The sequence below is a fragment of the Bradyrhizobium sp. 215_C5_N1_1 genome (genome assembly GCF_052075935.1).
GTDB lineage: Bacteria > Pseudomonadota > Alphaproteobacteria > Rhizobiales > Xanthobacteraceae > Bradyrhizobium > Bradyrhizobium barranii.
In genome coordinates, this window is sequence record NZ_CP197228.1 from 6,573,045 (window position 1) to 6,585,721 (window position 12,677).

At 64.3% G+C, this 12,677-nt stretch carries 13 protein-coding genes; 6 read left to right on the top strand and 7 right to left on the bottom strand.

Annotated features, from left to right (window positions below; genetic code table 11):
• Positions 1–23: 23 nt before the first annotated feature.
• Positions 24–872 carry a VOC family protein gene (locus AB7G19_RS31555; RefSeq protein ID WP_135216305.1) on the bottom strand — a complete coding sequence of 283 codons (849 nt, stop codon included), beginning with the start codon at positions 870–872 and terminating at the stop codon, positions 24–26.
• A gap of 209 nt (positions 873–1,081) precedes the next feature.
• Here AB7G19_RS31555 and AB7G19_RS31560 point away from each other — a divergent pair, with 209 nt between their 5' ends.
• Together AB7G19_RS31560 and AB7G19_RS31565 are read left to right on the top strand one after the other, a co-directional pair.
• Positions 1,082–1,975 (top strand): sugar kinase, encoded by an 894-nt coding sequence (locus tag AB7G19_RS31560; RefSeq protein ID WP_014496984.1) that lies wholly within the window; start codon positions 1,082–1,084, stop codon positions 1,973–1,975.
• 19 nt (positions 1,976–1,994) lie between these two features.
• The gene (locus tag AB7G19_RS31565; RefSeq protein ID WP_135216297.1) at positions 1,995–2,909 is read left to right on the top strand and encodes a ribokinase; all 915 of its coding nucleotides are present in this window, start codon (positions 1,995–1,997) and stop codon (positions 2,907–2,909) included.
• On the opposite strand, the gene AB7G19_RS31570 is transcribed toward AB7G19_RS31565, so the two are convergent.
• Positions 2,910–4,130, bottom strand: a complete 1,221-nt coding sequence (locus AB7G19_RS31570; protein WP_085404410.1) for an NAD(P)/FAD-dependent oxidoreductase — start codon at positions 4,128–4,130, stop codon at positions 2,910–2,912.
• 227 nt (positions 4,131–4,357) lie between these two features.
• Between AB7G19_RS31570 and AB7G19_RS31575 the strand changes: the two genes are divergently transcribed.
• Both AB7G19_RS31575 and AB7G19_RS31580 read left to right on the top strand, forming a co-directional pair.
• Positions 4,358–5,152 (top strand): enoyl-CoA hydratase/isomerase family protein, encoded by a 795-nt coding sequence (locus AB7G19_RS31575; protein ID WP_085404549.1) that lies wholly within the window; start codon positions 4,358–4,360, stop codon positions 5,150–5,152.
• The gene (locus tag AB7G19_RS31580) at positions 5,149–5,718 is read left to right on the top strand and encodes a histidine phosphatase family protein (RefSeq protein ID WP_085404411.1); all 570 of its coding nucleotides are present in this window, start codon (positions 5,149–5,151) and stop codon (positions 5,716–5,718) included. Before AB7G19_RS31575 ends, AB7G19_RS31580 begins: the two co-directional genes overlap by 4 nt.
• Before the next feature lie 4 nt (positions 5,719–5,722).
• On the opposite strand, the gene AB7G19_RS31585 is transcribed toward AB7G19_RS31580, so the two are convergent.
• The 4 genes from AB7G19_RS31585 to AB7G19_RS31600 all read right to left on the bottom strand — a co-directional run bounded on the left by AB7G19_RS31585 (position 5,723) and on the right by AB7G19_RS31600 (position 10,567).
• Positions 5,723–7,063 carry a TRAP transporter large permease gene (locus AB7G19_RS31585; protein ID WP_085404412.1) on the bottom strand — a complete coding sequence of 447 codons (1,341 nt, stop codon included), beginning with the start codon at positions 7,061–7,063 and terminating at the stop codon, positions 5,723–5,725.
• Positions 7,060–7,638 (bottom strand): TRAP transporter small permease, encoded by a 579-nt coding sequence (locus AB7G19_RS31590; protein ID WP_085404413.1) that lies wholly within the window; start codon positions 7,636–7,638, stop codon positions 7,060–7,062. Before AB7G19_RS31590 ends, AB7G19_RS31585 begins: the two co-directional genes overlap by 4 nt.
• A 153-nt stretch (positions 7,639–7,791) precedes the next feature.
• Positions 7,792–8,787, bottom strand: a complete 996-nt coding sequence (locus AB7G19_RS31595; protein ID WP_063984777.1) for a TRAP transporter substrate-binding protein — start codon at positions 8,785–8,787, stop codon at positions 7,792–7,794.
• A gap of 61 nt (positions 8,788–8,848) precedes the next feature.
• A complete protein-coding gene (locus AB7G19_RS31600) occupies positions 8,849–10,567 on the bottom strand; it encodes an IlvD/Edd family dehydratase (RefSeq protein WP_085404550.1) in 1,719 nt (572 codons plus the stop codon).
• A 174-nt stretch (positions 10,568–10,741) separates the two neighbouring features.
• Here AB7G19_RS31600 and AB7G19_RS31605 point away from each other — a divergent pair, with 174 nt between their 5' ends.
• Positions 10,742–11,422, top strand: a complete 681-nt coding sequence (locus AB7G19_RS31605; protein WP_085404414.1) for a GntR family transcriptional regulator — start codon at positions 10,742–10,744, stop codon at positions 11,420–11,422.
• A gap of 32 nt (positions 11,423–11,454) precedes the next feature.
• Positions 11,455–12,354 (top strand): hypothetical protein, encoded by a 900-nt coding sequence (locus AB7G19_RS31610; RefSeq protein WP_085404415.1) that lies wholly within the window; start codon positions 11,455–11,457, stop codon positions 12,352–12,354.
• Between the two features lie 67 nt (positions 12,355–12,421).
• On the opposite strand, the gene AB7G19_RS31615 is transcribed toward AB7G19_RS31610, so the two are convergent.
• The gene (locus AB7G19_RS31615) at positions 12,422–12,676 is read right to left on the bottom strand and encodes a hypothetical protein (protein WP_135216299.1); all 255 of its coding nucleotides are present in this window, start codon (positions 12,674–12,676) and stop codon (positions 12,422–12,424) included.
• Between the last annotated feature and the right edge of the window lies 1 nt (position 12,677).

Below are 12,677 nucleotides of genomic sequence, written 5' to 3' on the forward strand. Positions count from 1 at the left end.
ATGACGAACGGGAGGCCGCCCCCTCAATCCGCCGGCTTCGGCGAGCGCTCCAGCAGCACCGTCTGGATCCCGCAGGTCCCATTCCGCACCGTCATGATCCGCGTGCCCGGCTTCCGGCCGTTGCGCACCTCGGTGACGTCGAGGCCGGCGGCGAGCAGGCGGGCGCGCGTGGCGTCGATGTCGGCGACCCGCCAGCTCAGGCCCCAGAGACGGTCATGCACGGAATCCCCGCCCGCCACGGGGCGGCGCACCACTTCGACGATGAGGTCGCCGCAGCGGAAGAACATCAGCTGGCCCCAATCCTGGTGCGAGCGGTCCAGTGCGAGATCAAGGCCGAGCCGCGCGCCATAGAGCGCAGCGGCGCGGTCGGAATCCTCGGTGGTGACCACGACGTGGTCGAGCCCATCGATCGGCGCGATGTCGGTCGCAGTCGACAGCGGCCGCTCCTCGGCGAGCTCGAGGAAGAACATGCGCACGCCGCGCGTCAATTCGGTCGCGGCACGCGTGCGTTTCCAGTGCAGGACTGCGCCGCTCGCGACGTCGCTGCTTTCGACCTCGGCGACCGGATCAGGCCTCAAGGCCACCCGCTCCAGCCGCCGGTGCATCTTGCCCATGTCTGCGACACGAAAGCACAGGCTGGCGAGCACGCCCTCGCGGTCGTCGAGCAGCGCGCGGATCCGGTCCGCCGCAACGTTAAAGCCGCTCGGCGCCATCAGCTCGATCGTCACGTTCGCAAGCGTGAACAGCACGCGATCGGCGCCCTCGCCGGAATTCTGCCAGGCCGGCGCGCGCCCGAGCAGCGTCTGATACGCCGCCTTGGCCGCACCGATATCGCTCACCAGGGCAACGATGTGATCGAGGCCGGTGATCATCATTCCCCCCTTTGATCGACCTGGAACCATATTCCGAAGGACGGCGTTTGTCCGGGCTTGGCATGGACCGGTGATGGTCGTATTCCGGCCCCATGCCGACCTCAAGCGCTCGGGCGGCAGATTTGCGAATAATTTCAGCGTCCCCAGAGCGGAACCGGTGTTAGAGTAAGCCCGCCGGCCGGGACCACCCAGCGCATCACGGACAACCAATGCAGGCTCTCTTTATCGGTCAGACCTATATCGACGTCGTCTTCATCACCGACCACATGCCGACCGGCGACGAAAAGCACGTGGCAACCGACTACGCGGTCTCCTTCGGCGGCAACGCGGTCACGGCGGCGTTCTGCTGCGCCAAGCTCGGCATCGTGCCCGATCTCATCGCCACGGCGGCCAATGACTGGCTGGGGCGGATGTTCCAGGACATGTGCGCGAAATACGCGATCTCGCTGCACGGGCGGAAGGTGAACCAGTCCTCGCTGTCCTTCATCATGCCCAAGGACGGCAAGCGCGCCATCGTCCGCTGCCGCGACGACGAGCACATCCATCCGTTCCCCATGCTCAATCTCGGCGGCTGCCGCGCCCTGCACATCGACGGCCATCAGCCCGATGCCGCGATCCACTATGCAAAAGTCTGCCGCGAGGCCGGCATCCTGACCTCGCTCGACGGCGGCGGCCTGCGCACCAACACGCATGAGCTGCTCGCATTCATCGACGTCGCCATCGTCGCCGAACGCCTATGCGAGCAGATGGACCTGACGCCCGAGAAGATGCTCGACTACCTCAAGAGCCGCGGCTGCAAGATCGGCGGCGTCACCATGGGTGAGAAGGGTCTGCTCTGGTACAATGAAACGGGTGCGGTCGAGGTCATGCCGGCGATGCCGATCCCGCGCGAGCGCGTGATCGACACCAACGGCGCCGGCGACGTCTTCCACGGCGCCTATGTCTATTCCTACCTCGCCCATCCCGGCAAAAGCTGGCGCGAGCATTTTGATTTTGCCCGCGCCGCCTCGACCTTCAAGATCCAGCGCCTCGGCAACGAGGCCGGGCTGCCGACCCTTGTGGACATCGCCAAAGTCAGGCACGAGTTCGAAGTCAGGGTCTAGGGTTTTGTAAGGGCATATCATGGGGCGCGTCTTTATCGCCGGCAGCATCAACATGGATGTGGTGGCGACCGCCGATCGCCACCCCAAAGTCGGCGAGACCGTCGCCGGCCGGCAGGTGCTGTATTTTCCTGGCGGCAAAGGTGCAAACCAGGCCGTCGCGGCGTCGCGACTCGGCGTGAAGACCACGCTGATCGGCCGGCTTGGCAAGGATTCATTTGGCGCTGAGTTGCGGATGTTCCTCGGTGCGCAGGGCATCGAGCTCGGCTCTGTTCGGGACGCCGACACGCATAGCGGCACCGCGATCATCACGGTGGCGGCCTCCGACAACACCATCGTCGTCATCCCCGGCAGTAATGCGCTGGTCAGCGCCGACGATGTCGCGAACGTTCCGCTGGCGAAGGGCGATGTGGCCGTCAGCCAGTTCGAGATTCCGCTGCCGACGATTGCCGCCTTCTTCCAGCGCGCCCGTAGCGCCGGCGCCACGACGCTGCTCAACCCGGCACCGGCGCAAAAGATGTCCGCCGAGCTGCTGGCGCTCGTCGACATCCTCGTGCTGAACGAGACCGAGCTCGGCTTCCTCGCAGGCGTGGAGCTCTCCGACGGCGACGAGGCCGCAACAATCATCGACGTCGCGCGACAACTTCAGGCACGCGAGGACCAGATCATCTGCGTGACGCTCGGCAAGCGGGGCGTGCTCGCGCTCGCCGGCCGCGAGGAATTCGCGGTGCCCGGCCGCGTGGTGAAAGCGGTCGACACCACCGGCGCCGGCGATTGCTTCGTCGGCGCGCTCGCGGCGCAGCTGGCGAAGGGCGTGTCCTTGCGTGCCGCGCTCGCCTTCGCCAACGCGGCCGCCTCGATCAGCGTGCAGCGGATGGGCGCCGGGCCGTCGATGCCGACGGCCGCGGAAGTCGCCGCGGTCGTCAAGGCCAGCTGATCAGGCCAGCGCGCTCTTCAGGTCGAAGCCTTCGTCCGCGGCCTGCTCCGGCGTGATCGAGCGCTCCAGTCCGAACAGGCGTCGGCCGAACATGTGGTCGCCGGCACGGTTGACCGACTCGATGCCGAGCAGTCTGTCGCCCTTGTAGCAGAACGCCGAGAACGCTTTCTTCTCGGGATCGCCACGCAGCACGACGCGGTCGTAGCCGGTGGTCAGCCCCGCCATCTGGAGCTTGTCGTCGCCCTGGTCGCTCCAGAACCAGGGATGACTGTCGTAGGCCTTGCGGTCGCCGGTCAGCCGCGCCGCGAGGCAGCGGGCGTGATCGGTGGCGTTCTGCACCGATTCCAGCCGCTGCGATCCGCCGAAGCGCGGACTGGCGAACAGCGCGCAGTCGCCGATCGCGGAGATGCCAGGATCGGACGTCGAGAGATATTCGTCGACGATGATGCCGGCGGCGACGGCAAGCCCCGCCTCCGCCGCAAGCTCGATGTTCGGCAGCACGCCGACACCGACCACGACGAGGTCGGCCGGCAGATGCCTTCCATCGCTCAAGGAAACGCCGGTGACCTTGCCGCCCTCAGCCTCGATCGAGGTTGCCTGCACACCGAGGTGAATGCGGATGCCGGCCTCGCGATGCCGCGCCTGAAAATACTCCGAGACCTCCGCCGTCACCGCGCGCGCCATCACGCGCGGGGCGAGTTCGAGCACGTCGACCTCGAGCCCCTTGATCCGCGCGGTGGCCGCGAATTCCAGGCCGATGAAGCCGGCGCCGATGATCACCGCGCGCTTCTTCGACGGCATGATCTTCCGCAGCGCCTCGCTGTCGTCGAGGATGCGTAAGTATTTCACGTCGGGCAAATTCGCATTCGGCAAATCAAGCAGCCGGTTGCGCGCGCCCGTGGCCAGCACGAGGTGGCCGTAAGGCAGCGTCTCGCCGGATGCGAGATGCACCTTGTGGCCGGCGCGATCGATCGACACTGCGCGGCCTGCGATCAGCTCGATCTTCTGATCCTGGTAGAATTTCTCCGGCCGGAACATCAGGCTCTCCGGCCCGGCCGAGCCCTTGATATAGGCCTTGGACAGCGGCGGCCGCTGATAGGGCAGATGCGCCTCGTCGTTGATCAGGCAGACGCGGTCGGAAAAGCCCGCCTGGCGCAGGGATGCCGCGACCTGGTAGCCGCCATGGCCGGCTCCGACAATGATCACCGGACCACCCGTCATTGGAACAGCCCATTTCCGGAGACACGAGCGTCACCCATGTCGTCTCCTCTCTCGCTGATATTGGCTTGGCTTGCCCAGGAGGAGCCGGCGCTCGTGTCCGTTCCTAAACGAAGGCGGCCCATTTGAGCCCATCATTCCGTCCTGCGCAAGAGCGGCATGCGGGGATTGTCACCCCCGACCTTCTGCGATTTAGTTGCAGCAACGACCTCATGCCGGGGATATTCCAGATGCCAGCTCCCGTCTCCAAACCCGACGATCCCGCCCTGCTGCGGATCGACGGCCCGATCGCAACCATCACGCTCAACCGCCCCGCCGCGTTCAACTCGGTCAACCTTGCAATCGCGCAGAAGCTCGAACAGCTCGCGGCCTATCTCGAAGGCGCCGACGACATCAGGGTCGTCGTGCTCGAAGGAGAAGGCCGCGCCTTCTCGGCCGGCGGCGATCTGCAGACGATCGGCGCTGCGGCCGAAACCGGCACGGTCACGCCGGTCGTTGGCGAGCTGCTGAAGCATTATCACGCCTTCATCGAGATCATCCGGCGCATGCCAAAGATCTCGCTGTCCAGCGTGCACGGCTCGGCGGCCGGCGCCGGCATGGGCCTCGCCTTCGTCACCGATCTCTGCATCGCCGCGGAGGATGCCAAGTTCACGCCGGCCTATGCCAAGATCGGGGTATCGCCGGACGGCGGCTCGACGGTCGGGATCGTCGGTACGGTCGGATCGAGACGTGCGCTCCAGATCTTCCTGTCGGAGGACAATTTTACCGCGCAGCAGGCCTATGAATGGGGCCTGGTTGCGAAGGTCGTCCCCGCCGCGGAGTTGAAGGCGGCCACGCGAAAACTCGCCGAGCGCCTGGCGCAGAATCCGCCGGCGGCGATCGCCGGCACCAAGTCGCTGGTCTACCAGGCCGCGACCACGCCGGTGAAGCAGCAGCTCGATGCCGAGGAGCACAAGATCATCATGGCGATGAATACGGAGGATTTCCGCGCCGCCGTGAAGAAATTCACGAGCAAGGGCAAGTGAGCGTGCCGGCACCGGCGCGCTCGTTCTGCGGCCTGCGCCACGGCGCGACCGACTGGAATAGGCAGGGGCTGTTTCAGGGACGAACCGACAACCCGCTGAACGCGGACGGCCTTGCGCAGGCGCACGAGGCCGCGGACATGTTGCGCGGGATCGGCATCAGCCGAATCGTCGCGAGCCCGCTGGTGCGCGCGGCACGAACGGCCGAGATCATCGCAGACGCCATCTCGGTGCCGCTCTCGATCGATGACGGCATCATCGAGTTCGATTTCGGAAGCTTTGAGGGCCTCCCCGTCCGCGACCTCATGATCAAGCACGGCGTCAACTCGGCGACGGGCCTCGTCTCGATCCTCCCCGCCGACGGCGAAAACTGGGACGCCATGACGGAACGGTCGCTGGCTTGCGTCTCCGCATGGCTCGACCGTCATCCTGACGACGATTTCCTGTTCGTCTGCCACGACGCGGTGATGCAGGGAATTGCGAAGTCACTGTGCGGCAGCTATTTCAAGAACAGCCACGGCACGCCGTTTCGCTACCTCCGTGAAGGCGGGCAATGGCGCGTCGAGTAGCTCGTCACTTAGGACAGATGTAGCCTGTCCCCGCCAGCGACTTGAAGCAGCCGACCGATTCCGGCAGCACTTTCTGCGGCAGCCACAGCACCACGCTCGGGAAATAGATCGCGAACGCGATCGTGGCCAGGAACACCACATAGATCGGCAAGGCGGCGCGTAAGGCCTTGGCAAAACTGATGCCGACGAATTTCGAGGCCATCAGCAGCACCAGGCCGTATGGCGGCGTGATCAGGCCAAAGGCGAGCGTGGCGATCAGCACCACGCCCATGTGCACGGCGTTGATGTCGCCGGCCTCGGTCAGCGCGTTGACCAGCGGCATGAAGATGATGATGGTCGGCACCGGCTCGATGAAGTCACCGACCACAGTGAAGAGCAGCACCATCAGCAGCATGATCAGATGCGGATCGTTGCCGGCAATCGAGGTGATCATGTCGGCGATGTAACTCGCACCGCGTAAGTAAGCGAGCATCCAGCCGAAGGCATTGGCAGCGCCGATCGTGATCAGCGGCAGCGAGAAGATCAAGCCTGCAAGGCAGAAATCATATGGGATCTTTTTGATATGCCCGCGGTTCAGCGCGGGGATCACGACGACGACAATCCAGACCACCGCAACGACGCCGGCTTCCGTCGGCGTGAACCAGCCGGTGAGGATGCCGCCGAGCAAAATGACAGGGATCATCAGCGGCAGGGCGGCGTCACCCGCGGCGAACACCACCTGCCGCAGCGGCGCGCGCGGCTTGCGCAGGCCGGAAGGGCCGAAGAAGTAGCAATAGATCATCAACCCGAAGCCGATCATCAGCCCGGGCACCACCCCCGCCATGAACAGGCCGGCGATCGAGACGTTGCCGACCGCGCCATAGACCACCGCCGTAATGCTCGGCGGCACCAGTGCAGCGATGGTCGAAGCGGACGCGATGATCGCCGCAATGAAGGCGGGCTCGTAGCCCTCGCGTTTCATCGGGCCGCCCAGCGCACGGCTCATCACGGCGACGTCGGCAGTGGTCGAGCCCGACATTTCCGAGAAGAACATGCTGAAGACAACGACGACCTGCGACAGCCCGCCCCTGATGTGTCCGACCAGCGATACTGACAGGTTGGCTATTCGTACCACCACGTTGGCCGAGCTCATGAGCTCGCCGACCAGCAGGAAGAACGGGATTGCCAGCAACGCCTCGGAGTCCACGCCGTCAAATATCTTCTGGATGATCGCGGCCAGCGAGACATCGGAGAGGAGCGCACCAATGAACACGCCGGCCATCAGCGAGAACGGCACGGGCACGCCGAGATAGCCGAACGACAGGAAGCAGATCGACATCAACGCCAGGACAACGGGTGCGCTCACGGCTGCGCCCTCATCTGCACGTCCGTGATGACGGGCGCTCCGTCCTCTTCGGGCGGCTCGTGATGGTCAAAGCCGTTGCGCAAGCCGTTGACGAGCTGCTCGATGGTGAACAGGCCGATCAGCACGCCGGACAGCGGGATGATCGCATAGAGCGAGGCGATCGGAGTGCCCGACGGCAAGCGAAAGCTGCCGAAGCCGCGAAGATAGTTCTGATAGCCGTACCAGATCAGGCAGAAGGCGACGCCGAGCACGACGAGACGAATGATCACTTCGACGATCAGCCGCGCCGTGCCGTGCATCGCTTCGGAGATCGCGGTGAGATAGAGGTGATCGTTGCGCCGGGTCGCGACCGCGGTCCCGACGAAGATCGCATAGATGAACAGCGTCGAGGTGACTTCCTGGAGCCACAGCCAGGGGTGGCCGATGGTGCGTGTGACGATGTCGGCGGTGACCGACAGCGAGAAGCCGAAGCAGAGCACGCCGCAGAGGACCATCAGCGCAAGCTCGAGCCAGTCGAGCCAGCGCCATTTCAGGTGGCGTTGCCGTTGCACCAGCAGTTTGTCGGCGATGGACATTGTTGCTCCCGGCTGCAGCTTTCCGTCATGGCCGGGCTTGTCCCGGTCATCCACGCACTTGGTGCGGGCTCGAAGGAAGAACGTGGATGCCCGGGACATTTGGCGCGAAGGCGCGCTTCGCGCTTCTGCCCGGGCATGACGACTTTGCTGTAACTAGTTCACCGACCGGATCAAATTCTTGATCTTCTCGGCATGCGGGCCGAGCTCCTTGGCGAGCTTGTCGAGATAGGGGTCGGCGATCACCGTGAAGCTCTTCTTGTCGACGTTGTCGACGATCTTCACGCCCATCTTCTTCAGCTTGTCGGCCGCGGTGCGCTCGAGGTCGAACGCCTTCTGCGGCTCTTTCGTGCTGACCTCGTTGGCCGCCGCCTGCACCCACCCCTTCTGCTCCGCCGATAGGCTCTGCCAGAGCTTGTCGGAGACGAACACCAGCGCGTTGTTGGCCTCGTGCTCGGTGATGTTGAGGACCGGGGCGACCTCGTAGTGCTTGTTGACGAGGTAGACATTGATGCTGTTCTCGGCGACGTCGACGACGCCGGTTTGCAAGCTGGTGTAGACGCTGCCGAACGGCATGTGCACGGTCTGGGCGCCGTAGGCCGGGAACATCATGTCCTCGGTCGCGGTCGCCTGGACGCGGATCTTCAGCCCCTTGATGTCGCCGACATTGTGGATCTCCTTCTTGGAGTACATGTGGCGCACACCTTGCGAACCGGTCGCAATCACGTGCAGGCCCTGCGTGGTCTCGTCGATCATGGTCTTGAGCGCTTCGAACACGCGGGGATCGGCCAGCCCCTTGACCACGTGGTTCTCGTCGCGGAACAGGAAGTGCAGCGACATCACGCCGGCCTGCGGCGAAATCGTCGCGGTGTTGGCCGAGGAGATGATGGCGAATTCGATGTCGCCGGCCTTCACGAGCTGGAGCACCTGCGGCTCCTGCCCGAGCTGCGCGCCCGGATACTGGTCGATGATCATGGTGCCCTTGCTCAATTCCTTGAGCTTGTCGGCAAAGAGGTCGCCCGCGATGGAATAGCCGGTGTTGCGCGGCTGATCGTAGGCAAAGCGATAATGCTTCACCTCCTGTGCCCCGGCCCCGGTGACGAAAAGTACGGCGGCCATGGCCACCAACCCACGCATGGATCGTGCAATCATCGTTTCCCCCTGTTTTATCGCCCGCCGCTTGTGCGGTCTGAGCGCTCGTTCGGGTGGTTCGTCACCCCTTCTCAGTCTGCTTCCCAGTCCTCTGCATGAAATCGAAGTCGCAGCCCTCGTCGGCCTGCATGATGGTCTCGTTGAACAGCCAGGCGTAGCCGCGCCGCGCCTCATCGGGTGCTGCCGCCGGCTTCAATGCGGTGCGCCGACGCTCCAGCTCGGCGGCATCGACCAGCAGCTCGATGCTGCGCTTGGCAACATCCAGCCGGATCATGTCGCCGTTCTTCACCAGCGCGAGCGGTCCGCCGACGGCGGATTCCGGCGTGATGTGAAGCACGATGGTGCCGAACGCGGTGCCGCTCATGCGCGCATCCGAAATGCGCACCATATCCTTGGTGCCGCCGCGCGCGAGCTTCTTCGGGATCGGCAGATAACCCGCCTCCGGCATGCCCGGCGCGCCCTTGGGGCCGGCATTGCGCAGCACCAGCACGTCGTCGGAGTTCACGTCGAGATCGGGATGGTCGACCCGCAAGGTCATGTCCTCGACGGATTCGAACACCACCGCGCGCCCGGTGTGCTGCAACAGCTTGGGGCTCGCGGCCGACTGCTTGATGACGGCACCGCGCGGGGCGAGATTGCCGTGCAGGACGGCAAGGCCCCCTTCCTTCTTGATTGGATTGTCGCGCGGACGGATCGCATCCTGGCCAGGCACGTCCTCCGCATTCGCGACGACATCGCGCAGCGTCTGGCCGCTGATGGTCTTCGCGTCGAGATCGACGAGATCGCCGAGCTGCGCCAGCAATTTCGGCACGCCACCGGCGTGGTGGAAATGCTCCATGTAGTGTTCGCCCGACGGCTTGAGGTCGACCAGCACCGGCACTTCGCGGCCAATCCGGTCGAACACCTCGAGATCGAGGCGGTGGGGCGAGCGGTGCGCCATCGCCGTCAAATGGATCAGGCCGTTGGTCGAGCCGCCGATCGCCTGGAGCACGACCTGCGCATTCTTGAAAGACGCCGGCGTCAGCAATTCGCTCGGCTTCGGCCCCTTGGTCTTGGCCATCTCGGCGGCAACCCTGCCGCTCGCTTCGGCAAGGCGAAAGCGTTCGGCATGCGGCGCGGGAATCGTCGCGCTCATCGGCAGCGACAGACCCATGGCTTCGATCATGCAGGCCATGGTCGAGGCCGTGCCCATCACCATGCAGGTGCCGACCGACGGCGCGAGGCGGCCATTGACCTCCTCGATCTCGGCATCATCCATTTCGCCGGCGCGATACTTGCCCCAGAGACGGCGGCAATCGGTGCAGGCACCGAGCACCTCGCCCTTGTGATGGCCGACCACCATGGGACCGACGGGAATGACGACGGTCGGCAAATCAGCACTGATCGCGGCCATAACCTGCGCAGGAAGGGTCTTGTCGCAGCCGCCGATCACGATCACCGAATCCATCGGCTGGGCCCGGATCATCTCCTCGGTGTCCATCGCCATCAGATTGCGCAGATACATCGAGGTCGGATGCGCAAAGCTCTCGGCGATCGAAATGGTCGGAAACACGAACGGCATCGCGCCCGACAGCATCACGCCGCGCTTGGCGGCCTCGATGATCTGGGGGACGTTGCCGTGGCAGGGATTGTAGTCGCTATAGGTGTTGGTGATGCCGACGATCGGGCGCTCCAGCGCGTCGTCGGAATAGCCCATGGCCTTGATGAACGCCTTGCGCAGGAACAGCGAGAAGCCGGCATCGCCATAGCTCGTCAGACCCTTGCGCAAACCACTCGTCATCATACCGCTCCTTCTCGCTTGCCATTGTGCTACAGCCTGCCCCCTGATTGTCAATAAGATTGGGCCAGATCGTCGCGCTTTCTGCCCCAGACACCGCCTTCCGACACAAATTATTGACAATCCGGGTTCTCCCTGCTCCACAAGGCGGACCGGCATGAGCCGGAGGCTGAGGGCATGTCCGACATCCGCACCGCAGACGCCATGCCGGTCCGGCGCGACGATCCGGACGATGTCGTCGCGCGGCTGGAAGAGGACATCATCTTCGGCCGCCTGCCGCCGGGCGCGCGCCTCACCGAAGACGCGCTGATGTCGCGCTACGGCACCTCCCGGCACTTCGTGCGGCAGGCCTTGGTCGATGCCGAGCGCCGCGGCATCGTCCGCCGCGAGAAGAACGTCGGCGCCACCGTGCGGTTCTACTCGGCCGAGGAAGTCCGGCAGATCTACGAGGTCCGCGAGATGCTGACCCGGCAGGCCGCGCTGATGATCCCCCTGCCCGCACCGCAAGGCCTGATCGACGAGCTGACCGCACTGCAACGGCAATATTGCGCGAAGGCCGATGTGCAGGATCTGCGCGGCATCCACGAGGCCAACGACGCCTTTCACCTCGCGCTGTTCTCGGCCTGCGGCAATCCCTATCTGGTGCGGTCGCTCCAGGACTACATGAGCCTGACGCTGCCGATGCGCGCCAAGAACCTCGCCGACCGCGAGGGACTTGCGCAATCGCGGCGCCAACACGAGCTGATGATCGAGCTGTTGAAGGGCCGCGACAGCTGGGCGTTGGCGCAGCTGTGTGTGGATCACATGCAGTTCAGCAAGTCGGATTATCTGGCGAGGATTGCGGGTGAGGAGAGCTGACGCTAGACCAAGGCAACGCTACAGGTCTTACAATGCCGCATGATGTGAGCACGCCACCCCTGCTTGTTGACGTCGCCATCGAAGCGAAGTCCAGGGCCGATCATGAGAAGCTCGTTGCTGCGCTCTTGAAGCTCACCGCCAAGGACGGAGCGCTCGCCGTGTCGGTCGATCAAGACTCTGCTCAGATCATCCTGAAGGGAACGAGCGAAACCCGCATCGAGAGCGCGATCGACGCCCTCAACCGGACCTCTGGAATAGCCGTCAATATTGGTGCCCTGCAGGTGGCATTTCTCGAGCATCCGACCAAACGTGCGGAGGCGGAATACACTCACAAAAAGATCTACGGGCCCAAGGGGGAGTTTGCCGCCGTCAAGCTTGCCATCGAGCCGAATGAGCCTGGCACGGGATACCAGCTTGAACGCAAGACTGGTGTGGATGCGCTACCGAACAAATATATGCCCGGGATCGAGAAAGGGCTCGAAAGCGTACTGGCCTGCGGCGTGATTGCGGGCTTTCCGGTGGTGAACGTCAGGGTCCAGCTGATCGACGGCAAGTATCACGACGTCGATTCTTCACCGCTCGCCTTCGAGATCGCGGCTAATGCCGCGTTCCGCAGGGCGCTGCAAACGGCAGAATCGGTCTTGCTTGAGCCGATCATGAAGGTCGAAGTGGTGACACCGACGCCGTTCGCACAATCGATCGTTGACGACCTGACATCACGGCGTGGGACCGCCCACTCCAGGGTCGTCGACGATGACACGGTCGCGATCGATGCGACGGTACCGCTCATAGCGATGTTCGGCTATGCGAACAGCCTGCGCGTGTTGAGCCAGGGGCTCGCCAGCCACACAATGCGCTTCGACCGCTATGCCGCCGCACCGCAGCCCTGGGACGGCCCGCCATTTCGTCCGGCGATCGGGATGCGTGCCTGACACTCATCGCGATAGAAGAGGCCGCCAACGCAGGCGGCCTCCCAAAATTCTGAACTGACCCGCGCTCTTATTTGAGGTCGAGAGCCCGGCAGTAGTAGCCGCTCTCAACGCCCGTCCAGCCTCGCTCCATGCGGTTACTGCGGCACTCGTAGTAGGACTTGAAGTTGAGGACGTTCTTGCAATTCGCAACCGCGCCGCCGGAGAGCGAGCATCCCGGACCTTGGTTTGGGTTCAGGTGAGCCGCGGGACCGATCGGTGCGGCGCTCACCGGCGCGATCGACAAGGTAGCAAGGATCAACGCTGACATCGCTAACGTCTTCATA

Bases quoted from the DNA above. Each gene is read 5' to 3' on its own strand.
- AB7G19_RS31570 (WP_085404410.1), bottom strand. From the start codon at position 4,130: ATGACGGGTGGTCCGGTGATCATTGTCGGAGCCGGCCATGGCGGCTAC.
- AB7G19_RS31555 (WP_135216305.1), bottom strand. From the start codon at position 872: ATGATCACCGGCCTCGATCACATCGTTGCCCTGGTGAGCGATATCGGT.
- AB7G19_RS31610 (WP_085404415.1), top strand. From the start codon at position 11,455: ATGCCGCATGATGTGAGCACGCCACCCCTGCTTGTTGACGTCGCCATC.
- AB7G19_RS31560 (WP_014496984.1), top strand. From the start codon at position 1,082: ATGCAGGCTCTCTTTATCGGTCAGACCTATATCGACGTCGTCTTCATC.
- AB7G19_RS31575 (WP_085404549.1), top strand. From the start codon at position 4,358: ATGCCAGCTCCCGTCTCCAAACCCGACGATCCCGCCCTGCTGCGGATC.
- AB7G19_RS31615 (WP_135216299.1), bottom strand. From the start codon at position 12,676: ATGAAGACGTTAGCGATGTCAGCGTTGATCCTTGCTACCTTGTCGATC.
- AB7G19_RS31595 (WP_063984777.1), bottom strand. From the start codon at position 8,787: ATGATTGCACGATCCATGCGTGGGTTGGTGGCCATGGCCGCCGTACTT.
- AB7G19_RS31590 (WP_085404413.1), bottom strand. From the start codon at position 7,638: ATGTCCATCGCCGACAAACTGCTGGTGCAACGGCAACGCCACCTGAAA.
- AB7G19_RS31565 (WP_135216297.1), top strand. From the start codon at position 1,995: ATGGGGCGCGTCTTTATCGCCGGCAGCATCAACATGGATGTGGTGGCG.
- AB7G19_RS31605 (WP_085404414.1), top strand. From the start codon at position 10,742: ATGTCCGACATCCGCACCGCAGACGCCATGCCGGTCCGGCGCGACGAT.
- AB7G19_RS31600 (WP_085404550.1), bottom strand. From the start codon at position 10,567: ATGACGAGTGGTTTGCGCAAGGGTCTGACGAGCTATGGCGATGCCGGC.